A 13,306-nucleotide genomic window follows, 5' to 3' on the forward strand; every position below is an offset into this window, starting at 1 on the left:
ACAGACCATGACGGAAGCCATCCTCGAACCCGATCTGCCGATCATCGATCCGCATCATCACCTGTGGGACCTGCGCCCCATGATCGGCATGTTCCCCCAGCCCCACCACTCCTTCATCGCGGCGCTGGTGGACAATGCGCACTACACCTTTGACCAGCTCCATGCGCATCTTTCGACCGGGCACAATATCGTCGGCACGGTCTTCATGGAGTGCGGGGCCTTCTACAACGGGGCCTATGGCGATGCGCTGAAGCCGGTGGGCGAGGTGGAATTCGTCAATGGCGTTGCTGCCCAATCGGCAAGCGGGCTGTATGGCGCGTCGCGCTATTGCGCAGGGATCGTCGGCCACGCCAACCTGATGCTGGGGAGCGAGGCGGGTGCCGTGCTGGACGCGCTCGCTGCGGCGGCCCCCGGGCGGTTCAAGGGTATTCGGCATGCGGGCGCATGGGACGCTGATGCAGGCGTTCTGGGCCCGCCATTCCATCACCCCGAGGGGCTCTACCGCGACAGCACCTTCCGTGCGGGCTTTGCCCAGCTGGGCCAGCGCGCGATGACCTTCGATGCCTGGGTGCTGGAGCCGCAACTGCCCGATGTGATCGATCTGGCGCGCGCCTTCCCCGATCAACCGATTTGCCTCGACCATTGCGGCACGCCCGTCGGGATCGGAGCCTACGCGGGGCGCCTGCACGAACGGTTCGATGTGTGGCGGCGCAATATCCACGAACTGGCTGCTTGCGAAAACGTCGTCGTGAAACTCGGCGGCCTGGCGATGGCCTTTTGCGCCTTGCCCGAAAATGGCCCCGCGGCGGGCCACACCTCGGAGCACCTTGCCGCCCTGTGGCGGCCCTACATCGAAACCTGCATCGAGGCTTTCGGGCCGGAGCGCGCGATGTTTGAAAGCAATTACCCAGTCGATTATTGGGGCGCGGATTACGCGGTGCTGTGGAACGCTTTCAAGCGCCTCACCCGCTCGGCCAGCGCCGAGGAGAAAGCCGCACTTTATGCAGGCACAGCCGCGCGGTTTTACGGGCTGGAGCATTTGCTGGATTAAGCTGCGGCACGCCCGTCAAAATCACGCTTGGCAGGTCCGGAACTGGCGTTAGAGACGCGGGTTAAAGCCGAACACGTTTTAAGGAGAAACCGATGCCGCTTCCCGCCCCGTTCGATCGCCTGCGCCTCCCCCTGATCGGATCGCCGCTGTTCATCGTTTCCGGGCCGGAGCTGGTGATCGCGCAGTGCAAGGCGGGGATCATCGGCAGCTTCCCGGCATTGAACGCGCGCCCGCAATCGCAGCTGGACGAGTGGCTCCACCAGATCACCGAAGAACTGGCCGCCCATAACCGCGCCAATCCCGATCGCCCCGCCGCGCCTTTCGCGGTCAACCAGATCGTCCACAAGACCAACGACCGCGTCGATGCCGACATGGCGACCTGCGAGAAGTGGCAGGTGCCGATGGTCATCACCTCGCTGGGTGCGCGCGAAGACATCTACACTGCCGTGCGCAACTGGGGCGGCGTGACGATGCACGACGTCATCAACAACCGCTTCGCGCGCAAGGCGATCGAAAAGGGCGCGACGGGCCTTATTCCGGTGGCCGCGGGCGCAGGCGGCCATGCGGGCGCGCTGTCGCCCTTCGCGCTGATGCAGGAAATCCGCGAGTGGTTCGATGGCCTCGTCGCGCTGTCGGGCGCGGTCGGGCACGGGGCGACGATCCTCGCCGCACAAGCCCTGCGCGCCGATTTCGCCTACGCGGGAAGCGCCTTCATCGCCACCAAGGAAGCCAACGCGACCGATGGCTACAAGAACGGCATCGTCGAAGGCTCATCCGAGGGGATTGTCTACACCAACCTGTTCACCGGGGTGCACGGCAACTACCTGCGCTCATCGATTGAGGCGGCGGGGATGGACCCGGACAACCTGCCCGAAAGCGATCCCAGCAAGATGAACTTCGGCAGCGGCGGCAACACCAAGGCCAAGGCGTGGAAGGACATCTGGGGTTCGGGTCAGGGCATCGGCCCGATCAAGGAAGTGGGCACGGTCGAGGATCTGGTCGCCCGGTTCGAGCGCGAATATCACGCTGCCAAGGCCCAGTTGCTCGCCAATTCGGGCTACACCTCATGGGGTGCGATGGCGGAAGCCGCGGAATAATCGCTACCCGGCGGACCAGAGCATTTCTGCCATTGCGTCCAGCTCACCAAAGTCGAAACCGGCGCCGAGCGGGTCGTTGCGATTAAGCAGCACCCGGCGGCGTTCGGCGAGCAATTGCCGCCTCAGCGCGCCTTGCAGTAGCCGCAAGCGGAGCAGCGCGTCGGCCAGAGCGGCGTCATCATCAAATGGACGGGCGAGCGCCCAGTGAGCCTCGATCCGCCCGACGCGGGCCATCACCACTTCATTGTAGCGAGGGTGAGGCCCGCGATGCAGCGGCATCCCGGTCTGGATCGAGGCCGCCTCGGTTGCCGGCAGAAGCAATCCGTTGCACCGGAAGTCATCAAATCCGACCCGCTGCCGTCCTACGGCTGCAAACATGCGCCCAAAGCAGCGTTGGGACAGCAATTGGCGGGGCAGCAGATGATGGCGCTGTAGGCCCGGGTCATACCCCGCGGCGCCCCGGGTATTGACCGAGCGAAACGCAATCCGCGGCAGATTATTGGTGCGACCCCATGTCTGCATCTATTCGCGCCACACACTGATCATTGCGCGGCTGCGCGACGGCCGTAGCGCGAGACGTGTGCCATCGGCGGCGACGATCCGGTCGTCCTCGGTAAGGCCACCAATCATCACGAGATGGTTGACAAGGCGGATGCCAAGGCGCGTGGCGGCGACGCGATCCGCGCTCAAGGGTGGCTCGATCCTGAGCTCTTGCCCGATCCAAAAGCCAAGGCCTGTGCTTTCGATGGCCTGATCGGGTGTCTCGATGAAGGCGGTCAGCCCCAGTGCGGGAAACGGCCCGCCATCAAGCCAGGCGGCGGTGACAGATTCGAAGAATCGCCGCCCGATGGCTGTCCCCGCTGGCCCCCAGCTCACCGCAACCAGATCATCAAACTGGCGCACCAGATCGCAAGCAAGCCCCAGCATCGCGCGCATCAGCGGCATGATATTGCCAGCTGCCGCCAGATGCGGGCCGGGACGCAAGGTCACCGCCTCGTGATCGCCGGATGCGGGCATTGCGGGCAGATCGAACCGGTGGCCAAGGGCGGGGAAAGGGCTCGGCATTCCGGGCGCAAACCCGCTGAGATCAAAGGTCAGCCCGTCGGACAAAAGTTCAAGCCAGTGCTGCTGACTTGGCCACAAGGCTTCCGTGTGTGCGGCGTCATCGGATCCGGGATCGTGACTGATACACACTGACGGCAGGCGGTCTGCAAACGCCCTGATCGCTTGCCGATCCGGTCGCTTACCTTTCGCAAACAGCAAGTGCAGCTCGGCGTGCTGAGCGCGCGGCGACTGTGAAATTGTCCAGCCCCCCCTCGTAAGCTGCCCGAACGATGCCAAATTTCGTGCTCACATTTGGCGGGTTTGCCGGAACTCGTCGAGTCCCCAAAGGCGCAACCCGTCCCGTTTTGGAGCAATCGTCAGAACAGGCCGAGCCGCAACCCTTCGGCCAGCGCGGCACCGATATCGCGGCATTTTGCCAACTCTTCAGCGGGAACTTCCTTTGCAGCAGCAATGGCTTCTGGCGACTGCGCGAAAAGGTTGACGATCACCGGATCAGCGACGCGCCGCAGCCGCCATCCGGTCACAATCCGGTCGATCTGGCGCTGGGCCCCTTCCCCGTCAGACCCGGCAGCAATCAGGGTTGCATAAGCCCGCCCTTCGATCCGGCCGAGCAGCGGGTAATAGGCACGGTCAAACATCTCCTTCATCTGTCCGCTCATCGCACCAAGGTTTTCTGGCCCGCAAAAGATATAGCCGTCCGCCGCAAGCAGCATATCCGGCGCTGTGTCATGGGCAGCCACCAGCCATGCAGCATCCCCTGCGCCTTCGGCCGCAGCCCGCGCCATCGCTGCGCTCGCGCCGGTGCGGCTGTGCCAAACAATCAGGAGGCGCGGCCGCGCGGGCATCGGGTTCATGGCGCGAGAGGCTGCCGCGCGCGCCTGTCGATTGTCAACACCGCGCACCTGTTGGCTGACAGGGCTTTGGGCTATCACGCCCGCATGGCCACCCAACCCCTTTCTTCGCCCGGCTTCGCGCCGGTTCTCGGCGTCGCCGTTTCGTTGTCTGGCAAGGCGTGGCGCTGGCGCGGCGGTAACATGGAGCTGGAGGCGGGCGCGGCGCATGGGCTGGACCATTCGATCATCGACCAACTGCTGTTGACCCGCGGGGTTGCTGCCGATGATCTGGCGCGCCACGCCCAGCCCACCATCCGCGGCTTTTTGCCCGACCCGTCAATTTTCCGCGACATGGACAGCGCTGCCGAGCGCCTCGGCCAAGCCGTGCTGAGCGGCGAACGGGTGACGATCTATGGCGACTACGACGTCGACGGCGCCACCAGCGCGGCGCTGCTAGTGGAATTGCTGCGCCAGCTGGGGCTGGACGCGGGCTATTACATTCCCGACCGGCTGCTCGAAGGCTATGGCCCCTCGGGCGAGGCGCTGGTGCGCCTTGCCGATAGCGGCTCGCAGTTGATCGTCACGGTCGATTGCGGGGCTATGGCCTATGAAGCCTTGGGCATGGCGCGGGATGCCGGTGTGGACGTGATCGTGGTCGACCACCACAAATGCGCCGCCGAACTTCCGCCGGCCGCTGCGCTAGTCAATCCCAACCGGTTGGACGAAAGCGATCTTGGCGCTGCCCATGGCCATCTGGCAGCAGTGGGGGTGGCTTTTCTGCTGGGCGTCGCGCTGGTCCGCAGCTTGCGCGCCAAGGGCTGGTTTGGGCCGCATCGCCGCGAGCCCGATCTGATGGGCCTGCTCGATCTTGTGGCGCTCGGTACCGTGGCTGATGTCGCTGCCCTCCACGGGCTCAACCGCGCCTTCGTGGCGCAGGGCCTCAAGGTGCTGGCCCGCCGCGACCGGATCGGGATGGCAGCGCTGATGGATGCAAGCCGCCTGACCCGCGCGCCGCAATGCAGTGACCTGGGCTTTGCGCTCGGCCCGCGCATCAACGCAGGCGGGCGGATCGGCGAATCGACCTTGGGCGTCCGGCTGCTGACGACCACCGATCCCGACGAAGCCCGCGCCATTGCCGCCCAGCTTTCCCAGCTGAACGAGGAACGCCGTGCGATCGAAGCCGAAGTGCAGGAGGCTGCCGAGGCGCAGCTGGCCGGGCAGCACAACATGGCCGTGCAGGTGCTCTCCGGCCATGGCTGGCACCCGGGTGTGATCGGCATTGTCGCCGGGCGCATCAAGGAGAAGACCGGCAAGCCGGCCGTGGTGATCGCGCTCGACGATGTGCAGGGCAAAGGCTCAGGCCGTTCGATCAGCGGCGTTGATCTGGGCGCTGCCATCATCGCCGCGCGCGAGGCAGGGCTGCTGGTTGCAGGCGGCGGGCACGCCATGGCGGCTGGCCTCACGATCGAATCTGCACGCCTTGCCGATTTTGCCGAGTTCCTCGACACTCGCCTCTCCCGCGATGTCGAGCGCGCGCGCGCGGGCGCAGCGATGCTGCTCGATCTGGCTTTGGCACCGGGCGGGCTGACCCCTGAACTGGTAGAAACGCTGGAGGCTGCCGGGCCATACGGCGTCGGCTGGCCAGCCCCGCGTATTGCAGTGGGGCCGGTGCGAATCATCAAGGCCGATATTGTGGGCAAGGATCACCTGCGCATCGTTGCGGCCGGCAATGACGGGCGCAGCTTCAAGGCGATTGCCTTCCGCGCTGCCGAGACAGAGATGGCGCAGACCTTGCTCCACCGCCATCAGGGCCGCCGGTTCCACCTCGCAGGCCGGGTCAAGCTTGACGACTGGGGCAATCGCCCGGCGGCCGAACTGCATCTTGAAGACGCCGCCTTTGCCGATTGAGACAGTGCTGATAAAAATTTCTGGGCCGGTTCACGAACGGGGGTTGACCGATCCGATTCACCCCCCTAGTTGGCCGCTCTCGCAATCGCGACGGCCCCTTCGTCTAGCGGTTAGGACGCGGCCCTTTCACGGCTGAAACACGGGTTCGATTCCCGTAGGGGTCACCATCTTCGCGATGGTTGAAACAGGGCGGCAGGCTTCGGCTTTGCTGCCCTTTTTCGTTTGCGGTCGCGGCTGTTTTCGTTTGCAGTCGCGGCTGTCGGCACTTCCCACTCCCGCTGCTTGGCTGTAATGCGCAGGCCATGGGCAGCAGCCAGAACATCCCTGTGGCCGGCCTGCTGCTTGCGGCAGTGACCTTTCTGGCGATGCTGCTGCTCGGCACTGAAGCCGTCATCGCTCTGGCGGTGCTGACAGTGTGGGTCGGCTCGCTCCTCGTGGCAGCCGGACGCCCCCCAGAACCCCCAAAAGCCAAGGTCAAGCAGCGCCTGACGCTCGAATCGATCCGCGATCTGATCGAAAGCACCTCAACGCCGATGGTCCTGACTGAGCGTAACACCATCGCCATCGCCAATCATGCCGCGCGCAAGATGCTGGGGCCGCACATTATCGGCCAGGACACGCGCGTTGCGCTGCGCCAGCCAGAGGCCATCTCGCTGCTCAATACGGGCAATCAGGGTGAGGCCATCGTTCGCGGCCTCGCGCGGCGCGGCGATATCTGGCAAATCAACCGCCAGATGATCGATGAACGTCTGGCGCTGCTCGAATTCATCAACCAGACGGCCGAGGCCGACATCAGCCGGGCGCATACCGACTTCGTCGCGAATGCCAGCCATGAATTGCGCACGCCGCTCGCGGCAATTCTCGGCTATGTCGAAACGCTGCAAGAAGGGGACGGCAAGCTGGACACGCCGACCGCGCAGAAGTTTCTCGGCATTATCGAGCGCGAGGCGCAGCGCCTGCAAGCGCTGGTCAGCGACCTGATGAGCCTGTCACGTGTCGAGGCGGAAAAGCACGATTTGCCCACTGAACGGATCGATCTTGCCTCATTGGTCGAGCGCGCCGCATGCGACGCCGCCGGGCAGCACCGGATCGAGCGGCTGGCGCTGGACATCACCGCCGAGCCGACCGTCTTGGGCGACCGCCAGCAGCTGGAACAGGTGGTGCGCAATCTGGTCGACAATGCCTTGAAATACGGCGCCGCCGATGCGCCTGTCAGCGTGGTGCTCGATCTGGTGCAAGGGGATCATGCGCGGATCGCTGTGACCGATCAGGGCGAAGGCATTGCCCCTGAACAGATCCCGCATCTCACCCGGCGGTTTTATCGCACCGACCCCGGACGCAGCCGTGCCTCGGGCGGAACGGGGCTTGGCCTTGCCATCGTCAAACATATTGTCGAACGGCATCGCGGGCGGCTCGATATCACCAGCGAGCTTGGCAAGGGCACGCGGGTCGTGGTCCGTCTGCCCTTGGCCGCGCCCGATTTGGTGTCGGATATTTCCGACAGCGGCCTCCGCGGTGATGCTTTTCCCCAGTCAGAAACGCAACAACTGTCATAGCAGTGTCTTATTTCTTCAACATGCGCGCTTCATGGCATAGAGGCCGCACCGTGCCGCCGGTCTCCACCAGAGAATCGGCGGCCTGACCGCAAAAGCGCATCTCCTGCAGGGAAACCAGGTCTCTTTCATGTCGCCGATCACGCTGATCCTGATTGCTTTGGGCCTGGGCTTGCTGGGCTGGTTGGCCGGCCGCGCCAAGGCGTGGAGCTTTGCATCGAACGATCCGGCCCTGCGCCCGGCGTCACGTCCGGTCTATCATGCCTGGTATGTTGCCTTGTGGGTGGTGATCCCCGTGCTCGCCTTTGTGGTGGCCTGGTCAGTGATCGCGCCGCAGCTGGTGCTGCAATCTGTTGTCGCCTCGCCTGCCGCCGAGGGTCTGCCCGCCTTCGGGTTTGAGCGTGACGCCTTTATCGGCGAAGCGCGCGCGGTCGCACTGGGGCAGGCGCCGGGCGTATTCAATGACGAGGCCGAGCCGCTGATCGCGCCGTTCCGCGATGCCATCAACCGTTACAACACCATCGGCGTGCTGGTGACGGTGGTGATCGCGCTCGCAGGCGGCGCGCTCGCGTTCTTGCGTCTGCGCCCGCAATTTGGTGCGCGCACGCGGGTCGAGCGCACCGTCATGGTGATTTTGCTTCTGGCATCGATGGTGGCGATCCTCACCACGCTGGGCATCTTTGTCAGCCTCGTGTTTGAAACCGTACGATTTTTCGGGATCGTTTCTCCGGTCGATTTTCTGTTCGGCACCAAATGGGGGCCGGATACGATGGCCAGTCCGGACGCGGTCGATGCGAGCCGTTATGGCGCCGTCCCGCTGTTCTGGGGGACGATCTTTATCGGCGCTATCATTGCCATGATTGTGGCGATCCCGCTGGGGCTGATGAGCGCCATCTATCTCACCCAATATGCCGACCCGCGCGTGCGCACCTGGATCAAGCCGCTGCTTGAACTGCTCGCCGGGGTGCCGACAGTGGTTTATGGCTATTTTGCCGCACTGACCCTCGCCCCCATGATTCGCGATGCGGCAGTCGCCGTGGGCATCACTAGCGCCTCGACCGAAAGCGCGCTGGCAGCAGGCATCGTGATGGGGGTGATGATCATCCCGTTTGTATCGTCAATGGCAGACGATTCGATGGCGGCTGTGCCGGGCGCCATGCGCGATGGCAGCCTGGCAATGGGCGCCACCAAGTCCGAAACCATCCGCCGCGTGCTGTTTCCTGCCGCCCTGCCCGGCATTGTTGCCGGCGTGATGCTGGCCGTCAGCCGCGCAATTGGCGAGACGATGATTGTGGTGATGGCCGCGTCCCCGGCGGCCAATCTGACCGCCAACCCACTTGAACCAATGTCGACCGTCACCGTGCAGATCGTCAAACTGCTGACCGGCGAACAGAGCACCGATCACCCGGCCACCCTCAGCGCCTATGCGCTCGGATTTGTGCTGTTCATGGTGACGCTCGCGCTCAATTTCATCGCCCTGCGCGTCGTCAAGCGTTTCCGCGAGGCCTACGAATGAGCAGTTCCGCCCTTCCCCACACCGATGATACGCCGCAGGCGATTGGCCCGACCCGGACGCCCAGCTTCGAGCGTCGCCTCGCCAAGCGTTACCGGGCAGAGCGCAATTTCCGCCGCATCGGCATGAGCACCGTGATTTTCTCCGTCGCGGTGCTGGTGTTCCTGCTCAGCAACATGCTGCTGAACGGCATCGCCGGTTTCCAGCGCGCCGAGCTTGAAGTCACCATCGATTTTCCCGCCAGCGGGGTCACCGGCGATGCGGTGTCACTGACCGCACCCAGCGCGATGCAGACGCTCGAAATGCAGGGCCTGCCCGATGTCGTGAACTTCTTTGCCGAAGAGCAATTGGGCAAGGACGCGGCCACACAGATTTCGCCTGACGGATGGCGCGATGTCGCCGCTGCGCTGGCTGACAATCCCGATCTGATCACCCGCAGCCAGACGTTCTATTTGCCCACGACCTCGGCGCTTGCGGCAGGCCTTGAAGGCGAAGGCGCGCCCGAGATGCAGGCGCTCGCCCAGCAATTGGCGGACAAGGGCAAGCTCGCGCGCAACTGGGACTGGGGCTTTCTCAGCCGTTCAGATGCCACCAACCCGCAGGCGGTTGGCATCTGGGGTGCGCTCAAGGGTTCGATGCTGACCATGCTGGTCACGCTGGTGCTGGCCTTCCCCATCGGTGTGCTGTCAGCGCTCTATCTTGAGGAATATGCGCCGCGTGGCCGCTGGACCGACATCATCGAAGTGTCGATCAGCAACCTTGCGGCCGTGCCTTCGATCATTTTCGGCCTGCTGGGGCTGGCAGTGTTTCTCGCCCTGTTTCCCGGCCTGAGATCCGCGCCGCTGATTGGCGGGATGACCCTCGCACTGATGACCATGCCGGTTATCGTGATTTCGGGGCGTAATGCGATCAAGGCCGTGCCGCCGTCGATCCGCGACGGCGCTCTCGCCATCGGAGCATCGCCGGTGCAGGTGGTGTTCCACCACGTCTTGCCGCTCGCGCTGCCGGGCATGCTGACCGGAACCATCATCGGCATGGCGCGCGCGCTGGGCGAAACCGCGCCGCTGCTGCTGATCGGCATGCGCATCTTCGTCGCCACGCCGCCGGAAGGTTTTGCGTCGCCCGCCACCGTTCTGCCGATGCAGATCTTCCTGTGGTCGGATGAAATCGACCGCGGCTTTGTGGAACGCACCAGCGCGGCTATCATCGTGCTGCTGGTGTTCCTGCTCACGATGAACGGCCTTGCCATCTACCTCCGCAACAAATTCGAGAAACGCTGGTGACTGTAATCCATCCCAACATGACTGACGAAAGCGCGAAGATCCGTGCGCGCGACGTCTGCGTCTACTACGGCGACAAGAAGGCGATCGACGAGGTCTCCATCGACATCTCGCCCAATTATGTCACCGCCTTCATCGGCCCGTCGGGCTGCGGGAAATCGACCTTCCTGCGGTGCTTCAACCGCATGAATGACACCATCGGCGCAGCCAAGGTGACGGGCCTGATCGAGTTGGATGGCGAGGACATCCACGGCAGCCGGATGGACGTGGTCCAATTGCGCGCGCGCGTGGGGATGGTGTTCCAGAAGCCCAACCCCTTCCCCAAGTCGATTTACGAAAACATCGCCTATGGCCCCAAGATCCACGGGCTCGCCGAAAAGAAGGCCGATCTGGATGTGGTGGTCGAACGTTCGCTGACCCGTGCGGGTCTGTGGGACGAGGTCAAGGACCGGCTGGACGATTCGGGCACCGCCCTGTCGGGCGGGCAGCAGCAGCGCCTTTGCATCGCGCGCGCGATCGCAGTAGACCCCGAAGTGATCCTGATGGATGAACCCGCCAGCGCGCTCGATCCGATTGCGACCGCCAAGATCGAGGAACTGATTGATGACCTTTCAGGGCGCTACGCCATTGTGATCGTCACGCACTCGATGCAGCAGGCCGCACGTGTCAGCCAGCGCACCGCATTTTTCCACCTCGGCAAGATGGTCGAGTATGGTCCCACCTCGGAAATCTTCACCAATCCCATCGAGGAACGGACGAAGGACTATATTACAGGACGTTACGGCTGATGGCTGAACATACCGTCAAGGCATTCGACGAAGACATCACCCGGCTGCGTGGGCTGATCGCGGAGATGGGCGGCCTCGCCGAGGTCGCTATTGCCGAATCGCTCGACGCATTGGTGCGCGGCGATGAAGCGCTGGCCGAACAGGTGGTGGCCCGTGACAAGCGCATGGACGCGCTCGAAATGGAGGTCGACAAGCTGGCGGTGCGGATCATCGCTCTGCGCGCCCCGATGGCGGATGACCTGCGCGAAGTGATCGCCGCCCTGAAAATTGCCGGCGTGCTGGAGCGCATCGGCGATTATTCCAAGAACATCGCCAAGCGCACCGGCATGATCGAAGGCCGCGCCCGGTTTGAACCGCTGACCCTGCTTCCCACCATGGGCGAGTTGGCAGGCGAAATGGTTCACGACGTGCTGACTGCCTATGCCGCCCGCGACCCTGATCTGGCGCGCGAAGTGATCGCGACCGATGCCAAGGTCGATGGCTTCTACAACTCGATCTTCCGCAACCTTGTCAGCTACATGGTGGAAAACCCTTCGACCATTTCGAGCGCGGCGCAGTTGCTGTTCGTTGCCCGCAATATCGAACGCATCGGCGACCATGCGACCAACGTGGCCGAAATGGTCCACTTCGCGGCAACGGGAGCCTATCCGCCTGAAGGTGATCGCTAACCACCGCTCGTGCGGGGGCACATCAGGCGTGGCGCAAAATTTGCCATGGACAGTTTCATCAAATTGTCGCTCAAGTGACACATAGCGCATGGCACCGCCCGCCGGCGCGGGCTTGAGGAGGCATCAGCTGCATGTCCGCTGCCAAACTTTTGCTGGTCGAAGACGATCCGGCTCTGTCCGAACTGCTTGAATATCGTTTCCAGAACGAAGGCTACGCCGTGCGCTGCACCGGTGACGGTGATGAAGCCCTGGTGCTGGCTGCCGAGGAAACGCCCGATCTCATCATCCTCGACTGGATGATCGAAGGCACCAGTGGGATCGAAGTGTGCCGCCGGTTGCGCCGCGACAAGGAAACAGCCCACGTGCCGATCATCATGCTGACCGCGCGCGAGGCGGAGGATGACCGGGTGCGCGGGCTGGAAACGGGCGCGGACGATTACCTCACCAAGCCGTTTTCCCCCCGCGAATTGCTGGCCCGCGTGGCTGCGGTCATGCGCCGTATCCGCCCGGCCCTCGCCGGTGAAACCATCGAAGTCGGCGATCTCAAGCTCGACCCGGTGGCGCACCGGGTCCAGCGCCGGGGCCGCCCGCTTCAGCTCGGCCCGACCGAATATCGCCTGCTGAAGTTCTTCATGGAAAGCCCGGGCCGCGTGTTCAGCCGCGGCCAGCTACTCGACGGCGTGTGGGGCACCGGGTCCGATATCGAATTGCGCACAGTCGACGTCCATATCCGCCGCTTGCGCAAGGCCATTGGCGGAGACGGCGCGAAAGACCCCATTCGCACGGTCCGTTCCGCCGGCTACGCCCTCGAAGCGACCTAGATCAGCGGCACACGCCAGACCAGCGATCATCCTGGTCGAAGTGGAAATGATCGGCGTGGGCGGCGTTGTAATCGGGTGAAAGCACGGTAGCAAAGCTGCCGCACGCGCCGTCGCGCACAGCGCGCAGGAAGGCTGCTTCCGGATCATCGCTGTCCCAGTCTTTCAACACACTGATGCGCCGTCCGTCTTCCAGCACAAAGGCAGCGATATCGATCGCATTGGCGGTGGCGTGCTCGCTCCAAGGCCCGTCCGCACCGCCGTACATCCGGCGGCAGGAGAAGGCGCCGAGATGCTCGATTCGGGCGACATCGCTGCCGAGCAGGTCGCGCGCGGCAGGGCCAAGGCTGTCGCGCCGCCAAAGGGCCAGCGCCGCTGCAACCGGGCAGGTCACCGCGGGCGTATCAGGCGCAAGCGGATAATCACCGAGCAAGGTGCGGTCAGTCAGCGCGCAGGCGCCCTCTCCCCTCGGCGGTAGTGCGGTGAAGGCGATATCGCTGCGCTCCAGCACAGCGCGGCATTCCGCCACGTCGCTGCGCAAAGCGATCAGCTTGGTCTGCGTCGCCCAGCCCGGCGGGTCGCGCAGATCGAGCGGCGCCCAAGGGTTATGCTCGGGATGCGATTGCAGCCATTGCCACCCGGCGATCCCCGCCATGAGCAGCACCAGCGCGAACAGCGCTCGGCGCGCGGCCGCGAAGTGTTTGTTTGATCGGGAACGGGGCATCGCCTGTC

General features: G+C 64.2%; 13 protein-coding genes and 1 tRNA gene. 10 read left to right on the top strand and 4 right to left on the bottom strand.

The window, feature by feature from the left end; all coding sequences use genetic code 11:
* The first annotated feature begins 7 nt into the window (after positions 1–7).
* Complete coding sequence (locus C0V72_RS05030; protein WP_101792136.1) at positions 8–1,051, top strand: amidohydrolase family protein; 1,044 nt, start codon at positions 8–10, stop codon at positions 1,049–1,051.
* Between the two features lie 92 nt (positions 1,052–1,143).
* Positions 1,144–2,148 (top strand): NAD(P)H-dependent flavin oxidoreductase, encoded by a 1,005-nt coding sequence (locus C0V72_RS05035; protein ID WP_101792137.1) that lies wholly within the window; start codon positions 1,144–1,146, stop codon positions 2,146–2,148.
* 3 nt (positions 2,149–2,151) lie between these two features.
* Here C0V72_RS05035 and C0V72_RS05040 read toward each other — a convergent pair whose 3' ends face one another.
* From C0V72_RS05040 to C0V72_RS05050, 3 genes are all read right to left on the bottom strand, one after another.
* A complete protein-coding gene (locus C0V72_RS05040; RefSeq protein WP_101792138.1) occupies positions 2,152–2,670 on the bottom strand; it encodes an AHH domain-containing protein in 519 nt (172 codons plus the stop codon).
* Positions 2,671–3,213, bottom strand: coding sequence for a hypothetical protein (locus C0V72_RS05045; RefSeq protein WP_143704528.1), 543 nt, complete (start codon positions 3,211–3,213; stop codon positions 2,671–2,673).
* 356 nt (positions 3,214–3,569) lie between these two features.
* The gene (locus C0V72_RS05050) at positions 3,570–4,058 is read right to left on the bottom strand and encodes a flavodoxin family protein (protein ID WP_101792195.1); all 489 of its coding nucleotides are present in this window, start codon (positions 4,056–4,058) and stop codon (positions 3,570–3,572) included.
* A 93-nt stretch (positions 4,059–4,151) separates the two neighbouring features.
* On the opposite strand from C0V72_RS05050, the gene recJ reads away from it, so the two are divergent.
* The 8 genes from recJ to phoB all read left to right on the top strand — a co-directional run bounded on the left by recJ (position 4,152) and on the right by phoB (position 12,577).
* Positions 4,152–5,954, top strand: coding sequence for a single-stranded-DNA-specific exonuclease RecJ (gene recJ / locus C0V72_RS05055; RefSeq protein ID WP_101792140.1), 1,803 nt, complete (start codon positions 4,152–4,154; stop codon positions 5,952–5,954).
* 92 nt (positions 5,955–6,046) lie between these two features.
* Positions 6,047–6,121, top strand: a tRNA-Glu gene (locus tag C0V72_RS05060).
* Between the two features lie 135 nt (positions 6,122–6,256).
* A complete protein-coding gene (locus C0V72_RS05065) occupies positions 6,257–7,510 on the top strand; it encodes a sensor histidine kinase (RefSeq protein ID WP_101792141.1) in 1,254 nt (417 codons plus the stop codon).
* Between the two features lie 127 nt (positions 7,511–7,637).
* Positions 7,638–9,023, top strand: a complete 1,386-nt coding sequence (gene pstC / locus C0V72_RS05070) for a phosphate ABC transporter permease subunit PstC (RefSeq protein ID WP_101792142.1) — start codon at positions 7,638–7,640, stop codon at positions 9,021–9,023.
* Positions 9,020–10,303, top strand: coding sequence for a phosphate ABC transporter permease PstA (pstA, locus tag C0V72_RS05075; RefSeq protein WP_101792143.1), 1,284 nt, complete (start codon positions 9,020–9,022; stop codon positions 10,301–10,303). Before pstC ends, pstA begins: the two co-directional genes overlap by 4 nt.
* Before the next feature lie 17 nt (positions 10,304–10,320).
* Positions 10,321–11,088, top strand: a complete 768-nt coding sequence (gene pstB, locus C0V72_RS05080; RefSeq protein ID WP_101792144.1) for a phosphate ABC transporter ATP-binding protein PstB — start codon at positions 10,321–10,323, stop codon at positions 11,086–11,088.
* Positions 11,088–11,756, top strand: a complete 669-nt coding sequence (gene phoU / locus C0V72_RS05085) for a phosphate signaling complex protein PhoU (RefSeq protein ID WP_172438913.1) — start codon at positions 11,088–11,090, stop codon at positions 11,754–11,756. The genes pstB and phoU overlap by 1 nt, the downstream gene beginning before the upstream one ends.
* A 131-nt stretch (positions 11,757–11,887) precedes the next feature.
* Positions 11,888–12,577, top strand: a complete 690-nt coding sequence (phoB, locus tag C0V72_RS05090) for a phosphate regulon transcriptional regulator PhoB (protein ID WP_101792146.1) — start codon at positions 11,888–11,890, stop codon at positions 12,575–12,577.
* Between the two features lies 1 nt (position 12,578).
* Here phoB and C0V72_RS05095 read toward each other — a convergent pair whose 3' ends face one another.
* Positions 12,579–13,298, bottom strand: coding sequence for an extensin-like domain-containing protein (locus C0V72_RS05095; protein ID WP_101792147.1), 720 nt, complete (start codon positions 13,296–13,298; stop codon positions 12,579–12,581).
* Between the last annotated feature and the right edge of the window lie 8 nt (positions 13,299–13,306).

It is taken from the genome of Porphyrobacter sp. TH134, from assembly GCF_002855495.1.
Lineage (GTDB): Bacteria > Pseudomonadota > Alphaproteobacteria > Sphingomonadales > Sphingomonadaceae > Erythrobacter.

Bases quoted from the DNA above. Each gene is read 5' to 3' on its own strand.
- C0V72_RS05030 (WP_101792136.1), top strand. From the start codon at position 8: ATGACGGAAGCCATCCTCGAACCCGATCTGCCGATCATCGATCCGCAT.
- C0V72_RS05035 (WP_101792137.1), top strand. From the start codon at position 1,144: ATGCCGCTTCCCGCCCCGTTCGATCGCCTGCGCCTCCCCCTGATCGGA.
- C0V72_RS05040 (WP_101792138.1), bottom strand. From the start codon at position 2,670: ATGCAGACATGGGGTCGCACCAATAATCTGCCGCGGATTGCGTTTCGC.
- C0V72_RS05045 (WP_143704528.1), bottom strand. From the start codon at position 3,213: ATGCCGAGCCCTTTCCCCGCCCTTGGCCACCGGTTCGATCTGCCCGCA.
- C0V72_RS05050 (WP_101792195.1), bottom strand. From the start codon at position 4,058: ATGCCCGCGCGGCCGCGCCTCCTGATTGTTTGGCACAGCCGCACCGGC.
- recJ (WP_101792140.1), top strand. From the start codon at position 4,152: ATGGCCACCCAACCCCTTTCTTCGCCCGGCTTCGCGCCGGTTCTCGGC.
- C0V72_RS05065 (WP_101792141.1), top strand. From the start codon at position 6,257: ATGGGCAGCAGCCAGAACATCCCTGTGGCCGGCCTGCTGCTTGCGGCA.
- pstC (WP_101792142.1), top strand. From the start codon at position 7,638: ATGTCGCCGATCACGCTGATCCTGATTGCTTTGGGCCTGGGCTTGCTG.
- pstA (WP_101792143.1), top strand. From the start codon at position 9,020: ATGAGCAGTTCCGCCCTTCCCCACACCGATGATACGCCGCAGGCGATT.
- pstB (WP_101792144.1), top strand. From the start codon at position 10,321: ATGACTGACGAAAGCGCGAAGATCCGTGCGCGCGACGTCTGCGTCTAC.
- phoU (WP_172438913.1), top strand. From the start codon at position 11,088: ATGGCTGAACATACCGTCAAGGCATTCGACGAAGACATCACCCGGCTG.
- phoB (WP_101792146.1), top strand. From the start codon at position 11,888: ATGTCCGCTGCCAAACTTTTGCTGGTCGAAGACGATCCGGCTCTGTCC.
- C0V72_RS05095 (WP_101792147.1), bottom strand. From the start codon at position 13,298: ATGCCCCGTTCCCGATCAAACAAACACTTCGCGGCCGCGCGCCGAGCG.